We start from the raw sequence: 20,699 nt of genomic DNA, 5'->3' as shown, positions 1-20,699 counted from the left end.
TCCAGAGAACGGGTCCGGGCGGCGAGGCTCGTGGGCGGGCTACTCGGGGAGGACGGCCTCGGGCAGGATGACGACGTCCAGTCCCAGGTCGAGCGAGCGCACGCTGTGGGTGAGGGCGCCGACCGAGATGACGTCGACACCCGACTCGGCGATGCGACGTACGGTCTCAAGCGACACCCCGCCGCTGGCCTCCACGATGGCGCGGCCGGCGACCTGCCGCACGCCCTCGCGCAGGGCCTCGGCGTCGAAGTTGTCGAGCATGATGGTGTCGATGCCGGCCGCGAGCACGGGCTCGATCTGCTCGAGGGTGTCCACCTCCACCTCGAAGTGGGTGGTGTGCGAGAGCCGGGCTCGCACGGCGAGCAGCGCCTCGGTGAGGTCGGTGCCGTCGGCGCTGAGCACGGCCAGGTGGTTGTCCTTGGCCATCACGGCGTCGGAGAGGCTGAAGCGGTGGTTGTGGCCGCCGCCGTCCCGCACGGCCTGGCGCTCCACGGCGCGCAGCCCGGGGGTGGTCTTGCGGGTGTCGACGATGCGGGCGCTGGTGCCCTCGGTCTCGGCCACGTACTGTGCGGTGAGCGTGGCGATGCCGCTCATCCGTTGCACGAAGTTGAGCCCGATGCGTTCGGCGGTGAGGATGCCGCGGGCCGGACCGGACGCCTCCGCGAGGAGGTCGCCCGCGGCGAACACGGTGCCGTCGGCGACGTGCAGGTGCACGGTGATGCGGGCGTCGACCAGGCGGAACGCCGCGGCGAACACGGCGCCGCCGCTGAACACGCCGGCCTCCCGTGCCACGAGCTGGGCAGTGGCGACGGCGTCGGCGGGGATCAGCATCTCGCTGGTGAGGTCGCCCCACGGGGCGTCCTCATCGAGGGCGGACCGCACAACGGTCTCGATGGCGTGAGTGGTCAGCATGCGATGCCCTCCGAAGCGATGGATGAAGCGGTTACCAGTGCGCGCGCGTCCTGGCGCACCGTGAAGCGTGGCCGGGCCAGCTCGTGGCGGGTGTCCGGGCAATCGGCGCGGTGGTGCGCCCCGCGGGACTCGGTGCGGGCGAGGGCGGCGGCCACGATCAGCCGGCCCAGGTCGAGCATATTTCCGGTCTCCAGCTCCGCGGCCGTGGCTTGCGCCCGGTCCGCGGCTCTCCAGCCGGCCAGGGTCGCCGCCGCGCCGGTGAGGTCGGCGCCGGAGCGGTGCACTCCGGCGGCCTCCCAGAGCAGGTTCTGCAGGGCGCCGCGGTCGACGAGGCCGGGGGCAAAGACAGTGACGGATGCGTCGGCAGCGTCGGCCAGGTCGCCCATGTCGTCCGGCCCGGTGCCCGGGTAGCCGGCGATGTCGGCATCCCGGCCGGAGTCGGCATCGGTGTCGGTGGCGAAGTATGGCGCGGGCTGTTCGGCCTCGTTCAGCGACCGCACGGCGCGGTCGGCGAACACGGCGGCCTCGAGGAGAGAGTTCGAGGCCAGCCGATTGGCGCCGTGCGCGCCGGTGCGGGCGGCCTCGCCCACGGCATACAGGCCGGGCAGCGAGGTTCGGCCCCAGCCGTCGGTGGCGATGCCGCCCATCCAGTAATGCGCGGCCGGGGCCACGGGGATCGGTTCGGCGGCCCAGTCCAGCCCGTTCGCGCGGCAGGCGGCCGTGATGGTGGGAAAGCGGCTTTCGAGCAGGTCGCGGCCGAGGCCCGTGGCGTCGAGCAGCACCGGGGCGCCGCCCTGCGCCTTCATCTGGGCGGCGATGCTGCGGGCCACGATGTCGCGGGGCGCCAGCTCGGCATCCGGGTGGATGGCGGTCATGAAGCGTTCGCCCGTGCTGCTGAGCAGCACGGCGCCCTCGCCGCGCACGGCCTCGGAGATCAACGGTGTGCCGGGCACCGCGAGGGCGGTGGGGTGGAACTGGTAGAACTCCACGTCGGCGACGGCCGCGCCGGCACGCCAGGCGGCGGCGACACCGTCACCGGTGGCGATGGCGGGGTTGGTGGTGTGCCGGTACAGGGCGCCGGCGCCGCCGGTGGCCAGGATCACGGTGTCGGCGGCCACGGTGTGCCGGGTGTCGTCGGGGCCGAGCAGCACGGCGCCGGTGACCCGGCCGTCGATGACCGTGAGGTCGACGAGCATGGTGTGTTCGTGGATGGTGATCTGGTCGCCGCCCAGCGCGTGGGCGCGGGTGGCGCGCTCCTGAACGGTGGCCACCAGGGCGGCCTCGATGGCGGCGCCCGTGGCGTCGCCGCCGGCGTGCAGCACTCGGGACCTGGAGTGCGCGGCCTCCAGTCCGCGGGTGATGCCGGACTCGTCGCGGTCGAAGTCGACCCCGAACCGGATCAGGTCGCGCACCCGGGCCGGGCCTTCTTCGCAGAGCACCCGGACCGCGGCGGGGTCGCACAGGCCGGCGCCGGCACGCAGGGTGTCGAGGATGTGCGCGTCCACCGAATCGTCGGGGAACAGTGCGGCGGCGATACCGCCCTGGGCGTAGCGGGTGTTGCTGTCCGAGAGGGCGGCCTTGGTGACCAGGGTCACCCGGTGGCCGGCATCGGTGGCCCGCACCGCGGCGAGCAGGCCGGCCAGTCCGCTGCCGACGACGAGCACTCGGGTCATGGTCAGGCTCCGGTGCTGACGCTTGCCACCGGTGCAACGGGACCGGCCGCCGGCGGCTTGGCCGCGAGCATCCGTTCGAGTGCCACCCGGGCGTGATCGGCCACATCGTCGGCCACTGTGATGCGGTTGAGCACCTCGGCGGGCACGCCGTCGCCGCCCACGAGCGCTTCGAGCACCCAGGCGAGGTAGCCCGAGTGGATGCGGTACATGGTGGAGCAGGGGCAGACCACCGGGTCGAGGCAGAAGATGGTGTGCTCCGGGTACTGGGCGGCGAGGCGCTGCACGAGGTTGATCTCGGTGCCGATCGCGAAGGTGGAGCCGGCCGGGGCAGCGGCGATGGCCTTGGCGATGTAGTCGGTGGAGCCGTATTCGTCGGCGGCGTCGACGACCGCCATCGGGCACTCGGGGTGCACGATCACGCGCACGCCGGGGTGCTCGGCGCGGGCGGCGTCGATCTGGTCCACGGTGAAGCGGCGGTGCACGCTGCAGAAGCCGTGCCAGAGAATGACTCGGGAGTCCTCGAGCTCGGCCTCGGTGTTGCCGCCCAGGGGCTTGCGCGGGTTCCACATCGGCATCTGCTCGAGGGGCACGCCCATGGCCTTGGCGGTGTTGCGGCCCAGGTGCTGGTCGGGGAAGAACAGCACTCGCTGGCCGCGTTCGAAGGCCCACTCGAGCACGGTCTCGGCGTTCGAGGAGGTGCAGACGATGCCGCCGTGCTCGCCGCAGAAGCCCTTGAGCGCCGCGGAGGAGTTCATATAGGTGACGGGGATCACGGGGACGCGCCCCGAGGCATCCGGTTCGGTGCCGTACAGCTCCTCGAGCTGCTCCCAGCACTCGGTGACGGAGTCGATGTCGGCCATGTCGGCCATCGAACAGCCTGCGGCGAGGTTGGGCAGGATCACGGCCTGTTCCGGCGTCGAGAGCAGGTCGGCGGTCTCGGCCATGAAGTGCACGCCGCAGAAGACGATGGCCTCGGCGTCTGGGCGGCTCTGGGTGGCCACGGCGAGCTGGAAGGAGTCGCCCACGAAGTCGGCGTGCTGCAGCACCTCTTCGCGCTGGTAGAAGTGGCCGAGCACCACGACCCTGTCGCCGAGGGTGGCCTTGGCGGCGCGGATCCAGTCGCCCAGTTCACCGTTGGAGGCGGTGCGGTAGCGCGCGGGCAGTTCGCCCTGGCGCGGAGACCCGGTGGGGATGACGTCGCCCATCGAGGAGCCGGGTCCGTACCCGGGTGTGCCGGCGTCGAAGTACCAGGGGTCCACGGCGAGGTCGGGGGTGCAGGTGCTTCCCTCGGCCTTGCCGGTGCTGATCAGGCGGATGGTGCGGTCGACCGATGCGATGGTCATGTCGTGCTCCTCGGGGAGTGCGGGATGGGTCGGAGGTACAAGGTTCAGCCCACCAGCGGGCCGAGCGGGCCCTGTTCGGCGAGCGTCTGGGAGTCGTTGTAGCGGTAGAGCCGCGGCGGACGGTGCGGCACCCCGGCCAGGCGCAGTCCCGTGTCGACGACGGTGCCGGAGGACTCGATCATGCGACGGAAGTTGGCCGGGTCGAGCGCGCGGCGCAGCACCGCCTCGTGCACGTCGCGCAGCTGGGCCAGGGTGAAGGTCTCACCGAGGAAGGCGTGCGCGATGCGGGAGTACTCCACCTTGGTACGCAGGCGCCACAGAGCGTATTCGACGATGTGGTTGTGGTCGAAGGCCAGGTCGGGTAGGCGGTCGGCGGGGAACCACTGCACGTTGTCGTCGACGGCGGCCGCGTCGGCCTCGCCGGACTGTACGAGCGCCCAGTAGACCACCGAGACGACCCGGTTGCCGGGGGAGCGGCCGAGGTCACCGAAGGTGTACAGCTGCTCCAGGTATTTGGGGGTGAGCCCGGTGGTCTCCCGCAGGGTGCGGGCGGCGGCGGCGGCGAGTTCTTCGTCGGCCGGCAGCCAGCCACCGGGCAGCGCCCAGAGGTCGAGCTGCGGCTCACGGGTGCGGCGCACCAGGGGGAGCCAGAGGGTCATGAAGCCGGATTCGGCGTCCGGCCGGAGGGCGAAAATGACCGTCGACACCGCAAGCACGGGCGGGTGGGACTCGGTCATCTGGACATCCATCGACTAAAGGTTAGTGTGACTCTAACTGAGACCCATCATATAGTCACGATGACCGGAAGTGAAATTCCTCATGCCCGTCCCTTGAGCCGTGAGAAAAGCCCCCGAAAACGCCCCGAGGCGTGCTTACCTCACAGCTCACGACCGTTGGTCGCCGGGGCTGGCGCCGGGTTCGCGTGCCGTGCTCCGCGGCCGGTCAGGCCCCAGATCGTGACCCGGCCCATGGCCTCGAACACGATGTTGCCGCTCATCTTGGAGTTGCCGAGGGTGCGTTCGATGAACGTGATCGGCACCTCGACCACCTTCAGCCTGGCGCGCACGGCGTGCAGGAGCATGTCGATCTGGAAGCAGTAGCCGAGACTGTCGACGCTTTCCAGCTGCATCCGTTCGAGCGCATCGGCACTGTAGACGCGGTAGCCGCCCGTGACGTCGTGCTGCGGCAAGCGCAGCATGAACCGGGAGTAGAGCGAGCCGCCGCGGGAGAGCATCCGGCGGTGCCACGGCCAGTTCTTGACCTCGCCGCCGGGAATCCAACGGGACCCCATCACGACATCAGCGGTGCGTGCGGCGGCCAGCAGGGAGGGCAACTGCTCGGGCTGGTGAGAACCGTCGGCGTCCAACTGCACGAGGTAGTCGAATCCGCGCGCGCGCGCCCAGTCGAAGGCCTCCAGGTAGGCCGCCCCCAGACCGTTCTTCTTGCTGCGGTGCAGCACGTGCAGCCGGTCGTCGGCAGTCGCGAGGGTGTCGGCCAGGGCGCCGGTGCCGTCGGGTGAGGCGTCGTCCACGATCAGCACATCGGCGTCGGGCACGCTGCTGCGCACCCGGCCGACGATGCTGCCGAGGTTCTCGCGTTCGTTGTACGTGGGAATGATGACCACAGTGGATGGCATGTAACTACCTTGTCAGTTCGGAAAGGATCGTGGGGTTGACGGTGAGTGAGGAGTGCACGGTGAAGCCCAGCTGCTGCAGCACGCCGATATCCGTGCCCGACACTGTGTCCCGACTGCCGACGTTGTGCAGTACCCAGACCCGGTCGGTGCCGGCGAGCCTCGAGGTGGCTTCGGCGAGCGGGATCGTGGTGTCCCACAGCCAATCGACGTCCTGATACGACCGGTTGAGCGTCACGTCATCCAGCCCGACGAAGCCGGCCGGGTAGAGGTGCATCGCCAGCCGCGGGCGCTGCGACGGCTTGGTGCTCTCGTCGAACACCACGGCGTCACCGGGGCGGGCCTCGGTGCGCAGGATGTCGGATACCTGCCGCCAATCGCTGCCCCCGTCTTTCGCGAAGTCGGTGCGCTGAGCGAGGTAGCCGGGCGTGGCGAGGGCGCCGACCAGGAGCACGGCGACGACCTGGGTCCACCGTGGACGCAGTGCGGCGATGCCCACGGCCACGGCCAGGGCCGCCGCGGGAATGCAGATCGACAGGTAACGCAGCGAGTACATCGGTGTGATCAGCTGGGTGCCGATGAGCAGCACGGCGCTGGGCACAATGGCCCAGGCGAGCACCACGAGAAGTTCGGCCCGCGGTGCCCGACCGCGGGCGCGGAAGCGGGGCACGAAGGTAGCCACGGCCCCGATCGCGATGAGCGCCCAGGCGATGCCGGCAAGGGCCGGCGTGCCGAACCACTGGTGCACGGCGGCGTCGAGCACACTGACGGTCGGCCGCCGGGCGAGGAACGAGATCTGTTCGCGCTCGCCGACTCCCCAGTAGAAAACCGGCGAGGCCAGCAGCAGCCCGGCGGCGGCGGCCGCCGCCCAGGCCAACAGTGCTCCGCGGCGGCGTCGGGAGAGCAGAGCCACGGTGAGGGCGTGCACCGGAATCAAGAGGGCCGTGTACAGGAACATGTAGGCGCTCAGGGTGACCATCAGCGCATACGCCGCCCAGAACGCCAGGCGTAGCAGCGGGGCGCCGGCCCGAGCGCGCACGATGTGCACGAGGAGCACGAAAGTCCACACTGCGAGCATCGTGGCCAAGGCGGTGGAGCGTGCCTCAGCGCCCATGTAGGTAACCCGGGGGAGCACAGCGAAGACCACGCCGGCGATCACGGCCACTCGCGTGTTGACGAGCATCCGTGCCAGCAGCACGGTGCCGGCCGTCGCGAAGCCGATGGCGAGTGCGCTGGGGAGCCGGGTGGCCAGTTCGGAGGCGCCGAAAATCTCGATCCAGCCGTGCAGGAAAAGGTAATAGCCGCCGTGTACGGCGTCGATGTTGCCCAGAACCCGAAACAGCGACGGCAGGGAGCGCTCGGCCGACATGACACTGGCCGCCTCGTCACCCCAATACGACGGGATCCAGGAGCCCGCGAACGACAGGATGAATCCGAAGAGGCCGAGCAGGCCGGCGGCACCGGCGAATTCACGTGACGATGTGGTCGCGAGCCGGGTCGGCTCGACGCGGGGAGAACTCAGTAGTGTCGTCACATTCCGACCGTATGACCCCCGGGTTAACGTTTACTCCCAGCGGGCGGAGGGGTGGCCTGCGAAATCTCACAGACTTTGACTGGTGCGGATGACTTGGGCTCTGATCAGCGGATGTGCCGCGGCAGCCGAATCTCGACGGCCAGCCCGGTGCCGGTGTTCCGGAGCTGCACGCTGCCATGGGCGCGTTCCACGATGGCGTGCACGATCGCCAGGCCCAGCCCCGAACCGCCCGAGTGGCTGGACCGGGAGCTGTCGGGTCGGGAGAACCTGTCGAAGGCGAGCGGGATGAACTCGTCGGGCAGGCCTGGCCCGGTGTCGACGACGGCGATGAGGGCGCCGGTGCCCGAGCGCGTGAGCGAGACGGTGACGCTGCCGTGGCCGGCCATGGCAGTCACCGCGTTGGAGATCAGGTTGTCGAGCAGTTGGCCCATATTGGTGCTCGAGATGCCGTAGTACCCGTCGGGGTCGTCACCGTCGATGCGGTAGACGACATCGAGCTCATGGCCTTCCCGCACGATCCGGGCCCGGTCGACGGATGCCGTGACCTCGCCGACGAGGCCGGCCCAGTCCGTTTCGGGCGGTGACTGCTCGCTCTCGAGCTTGCTCAACTCGAGCAGGTTGGTCGCCAGCCGGCTGAGCCGGCCCGCGGTGGCCGACGCATCCCGAATGTCACGCTCGAGAGCCGGGGCGTCGCCGGAATCCAGATGGGCCAGTTCGAGTTGCGCCTGGAGCACCGCGAGCGGGGTGCGTAGCTCGTGGCTCGCATCCGACACGATTTGTTTCTCGCGGTCGACGCCGCGCCGGAGCCGTTCGATGAAGTCGTTGAGGGTGCGGGCGAGCCTGCTGACCTCGTCTTTGCCGGCCGGAACGCGCAGCCGGGCCGAGGACCCCGTGGCGCTCAGGCTCTCCGCCTCCTCGCGAAGCCGGGTCACCGGGCGTAAGGCGGCGCCGGTGAGCAGCCACGAGGCCAGCCCGAATCCGATGGTGAGAATCAGGGTGCCGAGGGTCAGCACCCCGGTGAGCTCGTCGAGCAGCAGCGTGGGCGCCTGCTGGCTTCGGGCGGCGATGACCAGCCAGTCGCCCGAAGGCACGGTGACCGTGGTCGCCGAGACCAGATAGGTGGCCGCGGGAGTGTTGACCGTCTGCGGGTCGGGACCCAGATCGGACAGGGTGGTGATCTGCCGGTCGAGGCTGCGTGGCAGCGACGACTTGCGGACGACACCGTCGGGGTCGATGATCGCCAGCAACTGGCCCTCGCTGGGGCTCTCGATGGCGTCGGTGGGGTTGGCGGCGAGTTCGCCGATCAACGGCTCCGCATCATTGCGCAGCATGGTCTCGTTCGTCGCGGTGAGGATGGACTGCACCTCGAGGCGGAAGAAGAAAGCGGCCGTGCTGAACAAGACCGTGGCGACGAGCAGGCTGCCTACGGTGATTCGCGCCCTGATCGAGAGCGCGGGCAGCCAGATGCGGCGCAGCCGGTTCACCGGGCGCCCCGCCTCACTCGACGAGCTCCACCGCATACCCCGCGCCGCGCACGGTGACGATGCGCACCCCGGCGGCCTCGGTGTCGATCTTGCGGCGGAGGTAGCTGATGTATTGGTCGACGATGTTCGGGTCGATGTGGCTCGTGCCGTTCCAGATCTCCTCGAGGATCGTGGTGCGGTCGACCGTGGTGCCGGCGCGACTGCAGAGCAGGCGCAATAGGGCGACTTCCTTGGGGCTCATCGAGACGGCCCGCCCGGCCACGGTCACGCGAAGGTCACGGGAATCCAGCACGAGGTTGCCGATCTCCAGGGTGAGCGGGGCGCCCATCGAACGCCGCCGCAGCAGAGCGCGCACTCGGGCGGAGAGCTCCGCGAAGGCGAATGGCTTGGTGAGGTAGTCGTCGGCGCCGCTGTCGAGCCCGAAGACCCGGTCGTCCACGGTGTCCCGAGCGGTGAGCAGCAGTACAGGCATGGTGCTGCCCGATTCGCGGATGCGCCGGCAGATCTCGAAACCCGACATCTGGGGCAGCATCACGTCGATGGCCGCGAGGCTGAAACCGTCCCCCGAGATGGCGATGAGTGCGTCGATGCCGTTGGATACCCGTGCGGTTTCGTATCCCTCGGCCTGGAGCCCCCGTTCGATCAGGGCGCCCATCTGGTCATCATCCTCTACGACCAAGATCTTCATGCCGTCACCCTTCGCTCGGTCAGGTTCTCATGCTGGCACGTTGCGCGCCGCTTCGCGCGCGACCTGCCGCCTCTGAAGCTGGGAAGCCGCCGCTAGGCTGACGGCATGGTGGATGCGCTGTCAACGGAAGAACTCGGAGTGGCCGTGGCGCAGTTCGCGCCGGGTTCCGACCAGGAAGCCAACCTGGCCACGATGCGCTCACTCGCCGAGATCGCAGTCACCCGGGGTGCGAGGATCGTGGTCTTTCCGGAGTACTCGTCGTTCTTCGAGACCCGGCTGGGCGATGCATCCGTTGCCGCCGCTGAACCTCTGACCGGACCGTTCGTTGTGGCGCTCGGCCGGCTCGCCATCGAGCTCGGTGTGCACGTCGTCGCCGGCATGCTGGAAACCACCGCGGACGCCGACCGGGTGCACAACACCCTCGTGGCGATTGACCCGGCCGGGAAGATCGTGGCGAGCTACCGCAAGCTGCACCTCTACGACGCCTTCGGCTCCCGCGAATCAGATCGGGTGCTTGCCGGACCCATTGAGGAGCCGGAGACCTTCCAGGTGGCCGGCATCACCGTTGGGCTGCAGACCTGTTACGACGTGAGATTTCCCGAGGTCACCCGGCGCCTCGTTGACGCCGGAGCCGAGCTGGTGCTCGTGCCGGCCGAGTGGGTGCGCGGGCCGCTCAAGGAGCAGCACTGGCGCACCCTCCTGACTGCGCGTGCGCTGGAGAACACGATCTACCTGGCGGCCGCCGACCATGCGCCACCCAGCGGCGTGGGCGCGAGCATGGTGGTCGACCCGATGGGTGTCGAACTGGTGACGATCGGTGAGACGACGGATGTGGCGGTCGGCTGGATCTCCACGACCCGGCTAGCCGAGGTGCGCCGCATCAACCCGGCTCTGGCCCTGCGCCGCTTCACCGTCGCCCCCCGCTGACCCCGCGAGCCCGCCGCGCCCCGTGCCGCGGCGCCCGTCGGTCGAGCCCGTCGAGACGCCTCAACCCTGTCCGTGGTTCGCACCCATCTCGCTGGTCGAGCCTGTCGAAACCCCGCAACCGTGTCTGCGGTTCGCGTCTACCCTGTTGGTCGAGCCTGCCGAGACCTCGCAACCCTGTCTGCGGTCCCCGCCCATCTCGCTGGTCGAGCCCGTCGAGACCCCGCAACCCTGTCCGCGGTCCCGCCCATCTCGTTGGTCGAGCCTGTCAGTGATGATGGGTGTGGGGTCGGGTTGGTCTGACTCAGAGCCTGTCCGACGCCTTGGCTGTCTTTGTCTCGATGCGTCGACTGGCCTGGCCCTGACATCTAATGTCGCGTTCAGGATGCCGATCATGACCTGATAGGAGCCTGGCTAAAGTCTCTTCACTGACCTGTCTGCCGGCACCCTGAACGCTGACCCTTACGAAGAAGGGCTGTAACCAGAATGACCGACAACCACCAAAAGATCATCATCGGCGTCGATACGCACAAGGATTTCCACCACGTCGCGGTGATCAGCGCACTGGGCGAATCCCTCACGGACCGTAAATTCGATGCCACCCCGGACGGATACGCGGCCCTGATCGCATGGGTCACCGGCCAGGGCGACGTGCTCCGCGCCGGTGTCGAGGGCACCGGCTCCTACGGTGCCGGCCTCACGGCGCGACTGCGCAGCGCAGGCATCGAGGTGATTGATGTGTTGGCGCCGGATAAGCAGGAACGCCGGTTGCGGGGCAAGACGGACCAGATCGACGCGTACTCTGCTGCCCGTGCTGTCTTGTCCAAGCGGGCCACGACGGTGCCGAAGATCCGGAACGGTGAGGTCGAAGCGATGCGGATCCTCCGCACGTCTCGGCGCCTGGTCGTCAAGCAGCGCACCGAGATCATGAACCAGCTGCACAGCCTGCTCGTCAGCGCCCCGGAAACTCTCCGCGCAAAGTTCGCCGGTCTCAAGGCCAAAGACCTCGCGAAAGCCTGCGCGCGCTTGCGGGAGCTGGCCGGCGATGATGTCGTCACCGCCGCGACGAAGGACGCCGCGAAGTCTTTGGGCCGCCGTCACGTTGAGTTGAGCCTTGAGGCTGACCGGTTCGAGGAGAGCATCCGCGCCCTCGTCACCGCTTACGCCCCGGAACTGCTCGCCGTTTATGGGGTTGGACCGGATGTTGCCGCGACGCTGCTGACCGTCGCGGGCGAGAACGTGGACCGGATCGGCACCGAATCCGCCCTCGCTCACTTGGCCGGGACCGCACCGATCCCGGCGTCGTCAGGGAAAACGAACCGGCACCGGCTCAACCGTGGCGGCAACCGGCAAGGCAACGCCGCGTTCCACCGCATTGTCCTGGTCCGTATGAAACGCCACCCCGAGACCCGCGCCTACGTCGAGAAGACCCTGGCGCGCGGCAAGACCAAACGCGACACCATGCGCCTCCTCAAGCGCTACCTCGCCCGAGAGATCTTCCCCATCCTCATCGCCGTCCAAGAACGCCACGCAACCACCCAAATCGCCGCTTGACATCAATAGGAGCATCGAGACCCGGTGCCCCGGTCTGCGGTACCTGCCCATCTTGTTGGTCGGGCCGTCGAGACTGGTGCGGGTGGTGGGGTCAGTGTTGGTGGGGTGTTTTGCTGGGCATGTCGATGAGGGTTTGTCCGGGGTCGATGGTGGCGGGTGGGCGGAGCCAGTAGCGGCCTTGGTTTTCGAAGATTTGCCAGCCTTGGTTGTGCAGGAGTCTGTGGTGGGGGTTGCAGAGCAGGATGCCGTGGCGGATGTCGGTGCTGCCGTGGTCGCGGAGCCAGTGGTCGATGTGGTGGGTTTCGGTGAAGGCGGGTGGTTTGTCGCAGTCGCCCCAGCGGCAGCCGCCGTCGCGGGCGGCGAGGGCGATGCGTTGGGCGGGGGTGAAGAGGCGCACGTCTCGGCCGAGGTTGAGGGGTTGGTTGTCGGTGCTGAAGGTGATGGGCAGGCTGCCGCTGTCGCAGATGAGCCGGTCGAGGGTGGGTTGGGACAGGGGTGCGGGGTTGCCCTCGAGGTATCCGTGCGCGGTGAGGTCGGGCAGGGGTGCGAGGATCTCATCCGGTTGCCGCAGCAGCAGGAGTCCCGACCCCGGCAGGATCACCGGGTCAGGACGGGCCGGGCCGTCGACGTGGGACGTCGAGCCCGGCGGTATGAGCGGGTCGGGCCGAGCTTGGCCGTTGACGTGGGACGTCGGGCCCGGCGGGATGATCGGGTCGGGCCGTGTTGGGCCGTTCAGGTGGGGTGCCGGGATCGGTGTTGCTGCGGTGGAGAAGGTCCACGTGGGTGTTGAGGTGCCGGTGGGGGTATCCGTCCCGGTGAAGGCTGAACTCCCCGCGGGGGCAGTGGTTCCGGTGTCGGAAGGGGTGCCGGTGCGGCCGGGGTTCTCGGTGGCGGCAGGATTCGCGGTGCGGTTCGCGGTGCTCGTGGGGTTCTCGGTAGTGGCATGGGTGCCGCTGCCGGGGGCGGTCGGCGTCGGGGTGGGCACCTCTCCGGGGGTGGTCTGGTGGGTGATGATGCGGACGGAGGGTTGGCGGCCGCCGAGGATGCGGTTGGGGTTGATCTCGGTGCCGGCTTTGAGGAGGGCGAGGAAACCGTCCGCGGCGATCTGCTCGGTGCTGCGCGGGTCATCGCGCACGCTTTGGGCCCACTTCGCGCGGGCCGGGTCGACAAAGCGCACCCCGCCACGGCGGGGACTGGTGAGGCTGTCGTAGGCGGAGAGGACGAACGCGCCCTGCTCGGGCGGGAACACCCCGTGCAGGTGCACCTGGCCGGACGGGTTCGTCCACACGCGCAGGGAGCGGTCGTCCCACGCTTTTTGTTCTCGCACGATGATCCCGGCCGCGTCGAGGGAGTCCCGGGTGCGGCGGGCCCGTTTGAGCAACTGATCCACGTTCAGGGTGCGGGTATCCCGGAGCAACTCGTCCACGGCGGTCGCGAGGACCGGCCCCGTCACGACGGTATCGATGTCACCGAGCCCGGTGCGGATCGCGTGGGCGGCCGCCACAGACAACGCCCCGCAGGTCACGGCCTCGGAGATCTTGTGGTGCCACGGCAGCTGCGCCGGATCAATCGCCGGGCCACCGACTCCGTCCAGCCCGTTCCGGCCGTTCAGGCCGTCGAGCTCGTCGAGGCCGTCGAGCCCCGTCAGCTCCGGGTCGCCACCGGAGCCATCAGCATCGCCAGCACCGTCGAGCTCGTCCAGGAGCCTGCGGGCGGCCTCAGCTGCGGCGGCGGCCTCAGCTGCGGCGGCGGCTTCGGCCTGTGCGGCGGCGGCCTCGTTGTCGGCGAGCATCCGGCCCACGTCCACGAGCCGGCGCGCGTCGGCCTTGGTCGACCCGGTGAGCTTTTGGATCAACCCGTCCGGGTTCAGATACCCCTGCTGCGCCGCCAAACCGGACTGGCCCAACTCCGGCCGGGACCGGTGCGCGATGGTCTTCGCCACCCACACCTGCCGGGTTCCGACCGTCTCCGAGAGCCGGGCGATGTCGCGTTGGCACGCGAGAGCATCCGCATCGGACAGGGCGTCATAATCTGCGCTGCACGACCCCCAGCGGGCGACCGCGGCGACCACGTCGGCCAGCGATCCCGCCGGGCCCTCCGGGCGAACCTCGGCCAGAACCGGCACCGCAGCCAGCGCCGACGGCACCGTCTCGGAGACCGGACGGGCCGGCTCCGGAACGGTGTCGGGGGCGAAGATTGCTGCGAGGCTGGACATGCAGTGAGAGTATCCCGATCTCGTAGCTTTGTGTGCTCGAAAACAAGGTTGTGGATAACTCTCTTTGGGCTCTACAAACCTCCTTGGGTCGTCTCGTGAATCTGCGTCAGAGCGCTATTCGGGGGCCGCTATCGACGACTTCGGCAGCGCCGTCGCGGGCTTCACCGCGAACGAGACATCGATTCCCCCTGAGTGCCCGGATGCCACGCACCGCTCCTCGCTGGTGGCGACGAGCCCCTGGGAGCTGTTCGCCGAACGGGTGAGTTGTGCGATCCAATCCGGGTTGATGCTCGGGGTGTGTCCGCCGGTGAACTTGAAGTACAACGGGATCGCCGGATTCATCCACGCCGAACTGCGCCCGTCACCCACTTCCATGGCGTTTCGCCAGGAGAACAGGAAGCTTTCGCCTCGGCGCAACTTCTGCACGATCACGATCTGCAGGTGCGTCAGGATTCGGTCGTCGAATTCCACGACGACCCGGTCATAAGACAGCGTGCCCATGAGTTTTCACTTTCACTTCCAGTTGGCTACGCGTGAGGCCGGAAACGGGTGTAAGTGAGAGTGGAGCACTAACAGAAGAACCGGAGTAATCTTCAACTCTCCTCGGTGTTCTGGGAAAGGGCAAGCGGTTCCGGCAACTCGGTGTGCGGTCAGGATTGTCCGTCGGGAAGGGTGAGTCCTCGCACCAGAAGCTCTATCTCCGCCCGCAGAGTGCCGGGGAGATCGGCCGCGACCTCACGACCGAGCCCGGTGCGAATGATCTCCATGTGCAGGGCCGAGAAGATGCTTCGCGCGGCCAGCATCACGTCCACTTCGGGGCGAAGTCGGGGTCCCGCGCCGGGTCCCGCCAAGTGGCCCAGAACCGTGGCGATGGATGCCTCCAGCCGGTCGATCAGGTGCAGCGCTTCGCCGCGGAAGGCGCCATCCGGGTCGCCGAAGAGAATCTCGCGCTGATAGACGGCAAGGTTCTCCCGGTGTTGGAGGCCGGCATCGAGCAGGGGGCCGAGCAGCCGCATGATCTGGTCGGTGATGGCGCCGTCAGCTTCGGTGGTGGACATGCCCCGGGCGATGCCGTCGCGCAGTGTTGTGTTGTAGACCATCGTGAGCAGTTCCGGCTTCGAGGTGGCGTAGCGGAAGAGGGTGCCGATGGCTACGTCGGCCTCATCGGCGACGTCCTGTGTGGTCACGGCCGAATAGCCGCGCTCGGCGAACAGCTTCGCCGCTGCGGCGTGGATGCGCGCCCTCTTGTCGTGCTTGCTGCGTTCACGGCGACCCGCCGGTCGGGGCTCCACGGGCGAGGAGTTCCGGTCGGTGCTGGCTTTCGGCGTGGTGGTCATCCGGATCATTATCCCGCCTGCGTCCCCCGTGACCCGGGTCGCCCGGCTCGTGCGACGAGACCGGATCGGATTTCCGACATAACGGAGTACGCTCAGTTTTGAGTGAACTATTAGTTCACGTTGAATTCGTTCGAAGGACGGAAATCATGGGTCGGGTAGAAAACAAGGTTGTTCTCATCAGCGGTGGCGCGCGGGGCATGGGTGCCGCGCACGCGCGGTTGCTGTTGTCGGAGGGCGCGAAAGTGGTGCTCGGCGACCTGCTGGATGACGAGGGTGCGGCGCTGGCCGCCGAGCTGGGGGAGTCGGCCAGCTACACGCATCTCGATGTGACCAAGTCGGAAGACTGGGCGAGTGCCGTTGCACACGCCGTGGACAAGTTCGGGGGACTGGACGTTCTGGTCAACAACGCGGGTATCGCCAACGGCGCACCGATCACCGAGTTCCCGGTGAACGTCTGGAACAAGACAATCGAGATCAACCTCACCGGCACCTTCCTGGGTATCCAGGCCGCGGTGCCCGAGCTGGCCAAGAGCGCCAGGGGGCCGTCGATCATCAACGTGTCCTCTGTCGAGGGCCTGCGCGGCAGCGCCGGACTGCACGCCTACGTGGCGTCCAAGTTCGGGGTGCGTGGATTGACCAAGTCCGTGGCTCTCGATGTGGCGGCCATGGGAATCCGGGTGAATTCTATTCACCCGGGCTTCATCGTCACGCCGATGACGCAGAACCTGTATCACCACATGCTGCAGATCCCACTCGGTCGCAGCGCCCAGCCCTCCGAGGTGTCGCAACTCGTGCTTTACCTGGCCAGTGACGATTCCAGCTACTCAACGGGCTCGGAGTTCGTGGTCGACGGCGGCCTCACCGCCGGCATCCCGGTCAACAAGAGCTGACCGGCGCCCTGCTCGCGGCAGCACCGCGAGCAGGGTGTCGAACGGGCGCTCCACATGCGCGAAATGGCCCGTTCCCTCGAGTACCGTCATGTCGAGATCGTCGATGACCGCGGCCATCCGGTCGTCGTCGTGGGCGTTGACGAAGACGTCGCGGTCGCCGTGCACGGACCGCACCGGGCAGGTGATGCCTGCCCACGCGCCGGCGGCGTCGTACCGGCCGGCCCGGTCAGCAGCCAATGCGAACGAGCGAGGCCGGGCCTCGGCGCCGAGAGCCGCGACCACGCTTGAATCGATCTCGGACACCCGGCTGAACAACGGGCTGACCAGCGGGCGCAGCAGGCCCAGCCGGTCCAGAGTGCGCACGAGTCCCGTGCCCACCCGGCCAAGGCCGCTCAGCACCCTCATGACGCCGAGCAGCATGGTGAAGCCTGGCAGCACCGAGAACCGGGTGAGCGGATGCCGCACGCTCTCGATCACGCTGAAAGTGGTCGCCGACACCAGGCCAACGAAGCGAGTGCGCCGGGGCTCGGTGGCCGCGAGTTCGAGCGCCACGACGCCGCCGAGGGAGTGCCCGAGCACCTGCCAGCGCTGGTAACCCAGGGCCTGGGCGATCTCGGCCACGGCAGCTGCAAGGGACTCGATGGTCTCCGCGGATTCATCGGCGGCCAACGGGGTGTCCCCCCAACCGGGCAGATCAGGGATGATGAGGTCGGTCAGCGGGGCGGCGCCCGCGCGGTCGGCCGCGGCGATCAACGGCGTCCAGGTGCTCCACGACCCGGCCGCACCGTGCAGCAGGATGGTGGCACCCAGCCCACCGGTCGCGGGCCCCGGCCGGGTGCGCCGGCCGTGCCGCACGGTCACTGCACCGAGCGCGGTGTCGATCCGGCTGGTGATGAGGCCGAGCCGCTGCTCAGCCGTCGTCAACGGAAACGGGGCGTATCGAGGGTCGGAGCCGGGTGCTGTCGCGGCTCCGGGGGTGTTGGTCATGTCAGGAGTTCGTCGCCGACCGACGGCCGGATTGGCCGTACGGGAGGCTGGGCACTAGCTGTGCAGGTCGCCGACCCGGAATAGCCCGTGCCCGCGCACTGTTGCGTCCTCGGGACGCAAGAGCACACCGCCAACAGAGTGGCGGGTCGCGGCGTTCGCACCGAAACAGAAACAAGGAGCACTACGTGAGTCTTTTCACCCCGCTGAACCTGGGCGCCCTCGAGCTGCCGAACCGACTGGTGATGGCACCGCTGACCCGGATGCGCTCCGGCGTCGACGGCATCCCCGGTGACCTGAACATCGAGCACTACAGCCAGCGGGCGACTCTCGGGCTCATCGTCACCGAGGGCGTCTACCCGGACAAGGCCGGTCAGGGCTTCCCGGGTCAGCCGGGCCTCGTCACTGACGAGCAGGTCGCCGGCTGGGCCAAGGTCGCCGACGCCGTTCACGCCGCGGGTGGACGCATCGTGGCCCAGGTCATGCATGCCGGCCGGGTCACCCACGAGGAGACCAACGGCGGGCTGCAGGTCGTCGCCCCCAGCGCCATCGCCATCAACGGCGAGAGCCACACCTACAAGGGCAAGCTGCCTTACCCGCAGCCGCGCGCGCTCACGCTCGACGACCTCCCGGGCATCATCGACGGCTTCGTGCAGGCGTCCCGCAACGCCATCGAGGCCGGCCTCGACGGCGTCGAGATCCACTCCGCCAACGGCTACCTGCTGCACGAGTTCCTCTCGCCGGCATCCAACCAGCGCGACGACATCTACGGCGGATCGCCCGAGAACCGGGCCCGTTTCGTGATCGAGGTCACCACTGCCGTGGCCGCAGCCATCGGAGCCGACCGCGTGGGCATCCGCATCTCACCCGAGCACAACATCCAGGATGCGCTCGAAAGCGACCCCGCCGACGTGCTGGCCACGTACGGCGCGCTGGTCGACGGACTGGCCCCGCTCGGACTCGCCTACCTGAGCGTTCTGCACCGCGACCCGGCCGGCGAACTCGTTCCCGCCCTGCGCTCGCGTTTCGGCGGCCCCCTGCTGGTGAACACCGGTTTCGGCGAGGTCACGACCCGCGCCGAGGCCCTGGCGCTGCTCGATGACGGTCTGGGTGACGGCGTTGTCGTCGGCCGCGCCGCGATCGCCAACCCCGACCTGGTGCGCCGCTGGCTCGAGAACCTGCCGTTGAACGAGCCCAACCCGCTCACGTTCTACGGCCCGGATGCCGTGGGTTACACCGACTACCCGGCCTACGCGAACTAACCGTCTGACCACACAGAACACCCCCGAGGCCATCAGGTCTCGGGGGTGTTCTGTGTGTGGCGTGACGGAGGGAGTTACAGCCGGGCGAGCCGGCTGGCCGCCTCTTCGAGCACGTCGACGCGCTTGCAGAACGCGAACCGCACGAGCGAGGCGTACTCCGGTTTGTGCTCCGGCAGGCAGAAGGCCGTGATCGGGATGCCGACGACCCCGGCCAGATCGGGCAGTGACCGGCAGAATTCCACGGCGTCCGGGTGCCCGAGGGCAGCGGCATCCGCGACGATGAAGTACGAGCCCCGCGGAGCGGTGAGGGTGAATCCGGCCGCCGTGAGCCCGCCCGCCAGCAGATCGCGCTTGGCCTGCAGGTCGGCGGCGATGCCAGTGTAATAGGAGTCGGGCAGATCGAGGCCGACGGCTGTCGCGGGCTGGAACGGGGCGCCGTTGACGTAGGTGAGGAATTGCTTGACCGCCAGGATCGCCGTGACGATTGCCGCCGGTGCGCTGAGCCAGCCGATCTTCCAGCCGGTGGTGCTGAAGGTCTTGCCGCCGGAGGAGATGGTGACGGTGCGTTCGCGCGCGCCGGGCAGCGTGGCCACGGGCAGGTGTGCGGCGCCGAAGGTGAGGTGCTCGTACACCTCGTCGGTCACGATCAGGGCATCGTGCTTGTGTGCCAGGGCCACGATCTGCTCGAGAGTCTCCCGGCTGAAGACGGTGCCGGTGGGGTTGTGCGGGTTATTGATCAGGATGATCCGGGTGCGGTCCGTGACGGCCGCCGCGAGTTCGTCGAGGTCGGGCTGAAAGTCGGGGGAGCGCAGCCGTACCGTGCGATGCACACCGTTGGCCAGGGCGATCAGCCCGCCGTAGGCGTCGTAGAACGGCTCGAAGGTGACCACCTCGTCACCGGGTTCGAGCAGCGCGAGCAGCGTCGCCGAGAGCGCCTCGGTGGCGCCGGCGGTCACGAGCACCTCGGTGGCCGGGTTCACGGTGAGTCCGTAGAACCGTTGCTGGTGCCGGGCGATGGCTTCGAGCAACACCGGCATGCCACGCCCGGGCGGGTACTGGTTGACTCCCGTGGCGATGGCATCGCGGGCGGCCTCGAGCACGACGGCCGGGCCGTCCTCGTCGGGGAAACCCTGCCCGAGGTTGATGGCGCCGGTGCGCATGGCGAGGGCGGTCATCTCGGCGAAGATGCTGGCGGAGATGGTCCCGTCGGCACCGAGGAGGCCCGCGCCCTGGGCGGTGCGACGCCAGGCGCCGGTGATCGTCATGTGGTGACCTGCATACCCCCAAATTTACGACATCCAGCACCCCCCATTTTCCGCGCTTTCTGCGTCATGCCGCCCACCCGTGTCCCGCTCGGACGGGCAGCGGATGAGCACAGCTCCTGCAAATCTCTCCCCGGGAGGCCCCGCCGCCGCGAAATGTCGGGATTGCGACGGGGCCAGCGCCAGGGATTGCAGGAGTTATGCAACCGCCGCCCCCGATATCGACCTGTGGATAACTTGCACACGCGAAGGGCGTGCTGTTCTACGGTGGCGGCATGGGGATCGTGGGCGGTAGACGACGAACAGTCGGGCGGATGGTGATGGCGGCCTGCGTGGGCAGCCTGCTGTTGGGTGCAGCGGGCTGTACGGCTCCCTCGCCCTCAGAGCCCGCACCGACGTCGAACCCGCCCACGGTCGCCCCAGTTTTTGCCTCCGACGAGGAGGCCCTAGCCGCGGCCACCGAGGCCTACTCGAACTACTTGGCGACATATGACGCCTCGTGGGCTCACGGTCCATCGCCGATGGACGAGTATCTTGCACTTTCTATTGGTGAAGCGCACGAAGATGAGGTCCAGTCGCTGGCCGGATGGGAAGCGAATGGATGGTACGCCACCGGCACCACGACCTTTGACTCCATACGTCTCCAGGGTGTCGAACGCAGATCTGGCGTAGTGAACATATCGACCTACCTCTGCCTGGACATAAGCAAGGGCGATGTCGTCGATGCAAGTGGAAGCTCAGTTGTGAAGACCGATCAACCAACAAGACTGCCTCTGGAAGTCGAATTTGAAACGACTCCTCCCAGTCCGACCGATTTGAAGATATCGAGGTCCGAGATATGGTCCGGCACCGACTTCTGCTGAGTGCACTCCTTGTCTCATTCTTTTCACTTCACCCCGTCAGTGCAGCCACCTCCGCAATTCGGCCGGCGTTGGACGGCTGCAGCGTCACGGGGAGCCGAACTGGCCAATGCGAGGTGGAGGCCGGCGCGTCTGTGGGGGACG

The 20,699-nt window shown here is 68.4% G+C and carries 18 protein-coding genes; 5 read left to right on the top strand and 13 right to left on the bottom strand.

What is annotated here, in order from left to right:
• Positions 1-39: 39 nt before the first annotated feature.
• The 8 genes from nadC to DOE79_RS06135 form a co-directional block, all read right to left on the bottom strand.
• Positions 40-912 carry a carboxylating nicotinate-nucleotide diphosphorylase gene (nadC, locus tag DOE79_RS06170; RefSeq protein WP_120337734.1) on the bottom strand — a complete coding sequence of 291 codons (873 nt, stop codon included), beginning with the start codon at positions 910-912 and terminating at the stop codon, positions 40-42.
• Positions 906-2,585 carry an L-aspartate oxidase gene (gene nadB, locus DOE79_RS06165; protein WP_120337733.1) on the bottom strand — a complete coding sequence of 560 codons (1,680 nt, stop codon included), beginning with the start codon at positions 2,583-2,585 and terminating at the stop codon, positions 906-908. Before nadB ends, nadC begins: the two co-directional genes overlap by 7 nt.
• Before the next feature lie 2 nt (positions 2,586-2,587).
• On the bottom strand, positions 2,588-3,928 hold the full coding sequence (nadA, locus tag DOE79_RS06160; RefSeq protein ID WP_120337732.1) for a quinolinate synthase NadA: 1,341 nt from the start codon (positions 3,926-3,928) through the stop codon (positions 2,588-2,590).
• A 44-nt stretch (positions 3,929-3,972) separates the two neighbouring features.
• Positions 3,973-4,665 carry an NUDIX hydrolase gene (locus DOE79_RS06155; protein WP_120337731.1) on the bottom strand — a complete coding sequence of 231 codons (693 nt, stop codon included), beginning with the start codon at positions 4,663-4,665 and terminating at the stop codon, positions 3,973-3,975.
• A 140-nt stretch (positions 4,666-4,805) separates the two neighbouring features.
• Positions 4,806-5,564, bottom strand: coding sequence for a polyprenol monophosphomannose synthase (locus DOE79_RS06150; protein ID WP_120337730.1), 759 nt, complete (start codon positions 5,562-5,564; stop codon positions 4,806-4,808).
• 4 nt (positions 5,565-5,568) lie between these two features.
• Complete coding sequence (locus DOE79_RS06145; protein ID WP_120337729.1) at positions 5,569-7,095, bottom strand: glycosyltransferase family 39 protein; 1,527 nt, start codon at positions 7,093-7,095, stop codon at positions 5,569-5,571.
• 104 nt (positions 7,096-7,199) lie between these two features.
• A complete protein-coding gene (locus tag DOE79_RS06140) occupies positions 7,200-8,579 on the bottom strand; it encodes a sensor histidine kinase (RefSeq protein ID WP_162942622.1) in 1,380 nt (459 codons plus the stop codon).
• A gap of 13 nt (positions 8,580-8,592) precedes the next feature.
• Entirely contained in the window at positions 8,593-9,267 is a 675-nt protein-coding gene (locus DOE79_RS06135; RefSeq protein ID WP_120337727.1) for a response regulator transcription factor, read from the bottom strand.
• 105 nt (positions 9,268-9,372) lie between these two features.
• On the opposite strand from DOE79_RS06135, the gene DOE79_RS06130 reads away from it, so the two are divergent.
• Both DOE79_RS06130 and DOE79_RS06125 read left to right on the top strand, forming a co-directional pair.
• On the top strand, positions 9,373-10,194 hold the full coding sequence (locus tag DOE79_RS06130; protein ID WP_120337726.1) for a carbon-nitrogen hydrolase family protein: 822 nt from the start codon (positions 9,373-9,375) through the stop codon (positions 10,192-10,194).
• Positions 10,195-10,677: 483 nt separating this feature from the next.
• Positions 10,678-11,745 (top strand): IS110 family RNA-guided transposase, encoded by a 1,068-nt coding sequence (locus DOE79_RS06125; RefSeq protein ID WP_120337725.1) that lies wholly within the window; start codon positions 10,678-10,680, stop codon positions 11,743-11,745.
• Positions 11,746-11,836: 91 nt separating this feature from the next.
• On the opposite strand, the gene DOE79_RS06120 is transcribed toward DOE79_RS06125, so the two are convergent.
• The 3 genes from DOE79_RS06120 to DOE79_RS06110 all read right to left on the bottom strand — a co-directional run bounded on the left by DOE79_RS06120 (position 11,837) and on the right by DOE79_RS06110 (position 15,297).
• The gene (locus DOE79_RS06120) at positions 11,837-13,960 is read right to left on the bottom strand and encodes an HNH endonuclease signature motif containing protein (protein ID WP_120337724.1); all 2,124 of its coding nucleotides are present in this window, start codon (positions 13,958-13,960) and stop codon (positions 11,837-11,839) included.
• A 114-nt stretch (positions 13,961-14,074) separates the two neighbouring features.
• On the bottom strand, positions 14,075-14,461 hold the full coding sequence (locus DOE79_RS06115; RefSeq protein WP_245977155.1) for a DUF7882 family protein: 387 nt from the start codon (positions 14,459-14,461) through the stop codon (positions 14,075-14,077).
• A 149-nt stretch (positions 14,462-14,610) separates the two neighbouring features.
• Positions 14,611-15,297 carry a TetR/AcrR family transcriptional regulator gene (locus DOE79_RS06110; protein ID WP_162942621.1) on the bottom strand — a complete coding sequence of 229 codons (687 nt, stop codon included), beginning with the start codon at positions 15,295-15,297 and terminating at the stop codon, positions 14,611-14,613.
• A 146-nt stretch (positions 15,298-15,443) separates the two neighbouring features.
• Here DOE79_RS06110 and DOE79_RS06105 point away from each other — a divergent pair, with 146 nt between their 5' ends.
• On the top strand, positions 15,444-16,187 hold the full coding sequence (locus DOE79_RS06105) for an SDR family oxidoreductase (protein ID WP_120337722.1): 744 nt from the start codon (positions 15,444-15,446) through the stop codon (positions 16,185-16,187).
• Here DOE79_RS06105 and DOE79_RS06100 read toward each other — a convergent pair.
• On the bottom strand, positions 16,122-17,174 hold the full coding sequence (locus tag DOE79_RS06100) for an alpha/beta fold hydrolase (protein WP_120337721.1): 1,053 nt from the start codon (positions 17,172-17,174) through the stop codon (positions 16,122-16,124). The two genes, DOE79_RS06105 and DOE79_RS06100, sit on opposite strands and share 66 nt — an antisense overlap.
• 242 nt (positions 17,175-17,416) lie before the next feature.
• Here DOE79_RS06100 and DOE79_RS06095 point away from each other — a divergent pair, with 242 nt between their 5' ends.
• Positions 17,417-18,433 (top strand): alkene reductase, encoded by a 1,017-nt coding sequence (locus DOE79_RS06095; protein ID WP_245977295.1) that lies wholly within the window; start codon positions 17,417-17,419, stop codon positions 18,431-18,433.
• 74 nt (positions 18,434-18,507) lie between these two features.
• Here the strand turns inward: DOE79_RS06095 and DOE79_RS06090 are convergent, their stop codons facing one another.
• Positions 18,508-19,698 (bottom strand): aminotransferase class I/II-fold pyridoxal phosphate-dependent enzyme, encoded by a 1,191-nt coding sequence (locus tag DOE79_RS06090; protein WP_120337719.1) that lies wholly within the window; start codon positions 19,696-19,698, stop codon positions 18,508-18,510.
• Between the two features lie 272 nt (positions 19,699-19,970).
• Here DOE79_RS06090 and DOE79_RS20440 point away from each other — a divergent pair, with 272 nt between their 5' ends.
• Positions 19,971-20,558, top strand: a complete 588-nt coding sequence (locus DOE79_RS20440; RefSeq protein ID WP_162942620.1) for a hypothetical protein — start codon at positions 19,971-19,973, stop codon at positions 20,556-20,558.
• The last annotated feature ends 141 nt before the right edge of the window (positions 20,559-20,699 follow it).

The organism is Cryobacterium soli, assembly GCF_003611035.1.
Lineage (GTDB): Bacteria > Actinomycetota > Actinomycetes > Actinomycetales > Microbacteriaceae > Cryobacterium > Cryobacterium soli.
The sequence above is the reverse complement of the archived record's forward strand: the minus strand, read 5'-3'. Positions and strand labels throughout refer to the sequence as shown.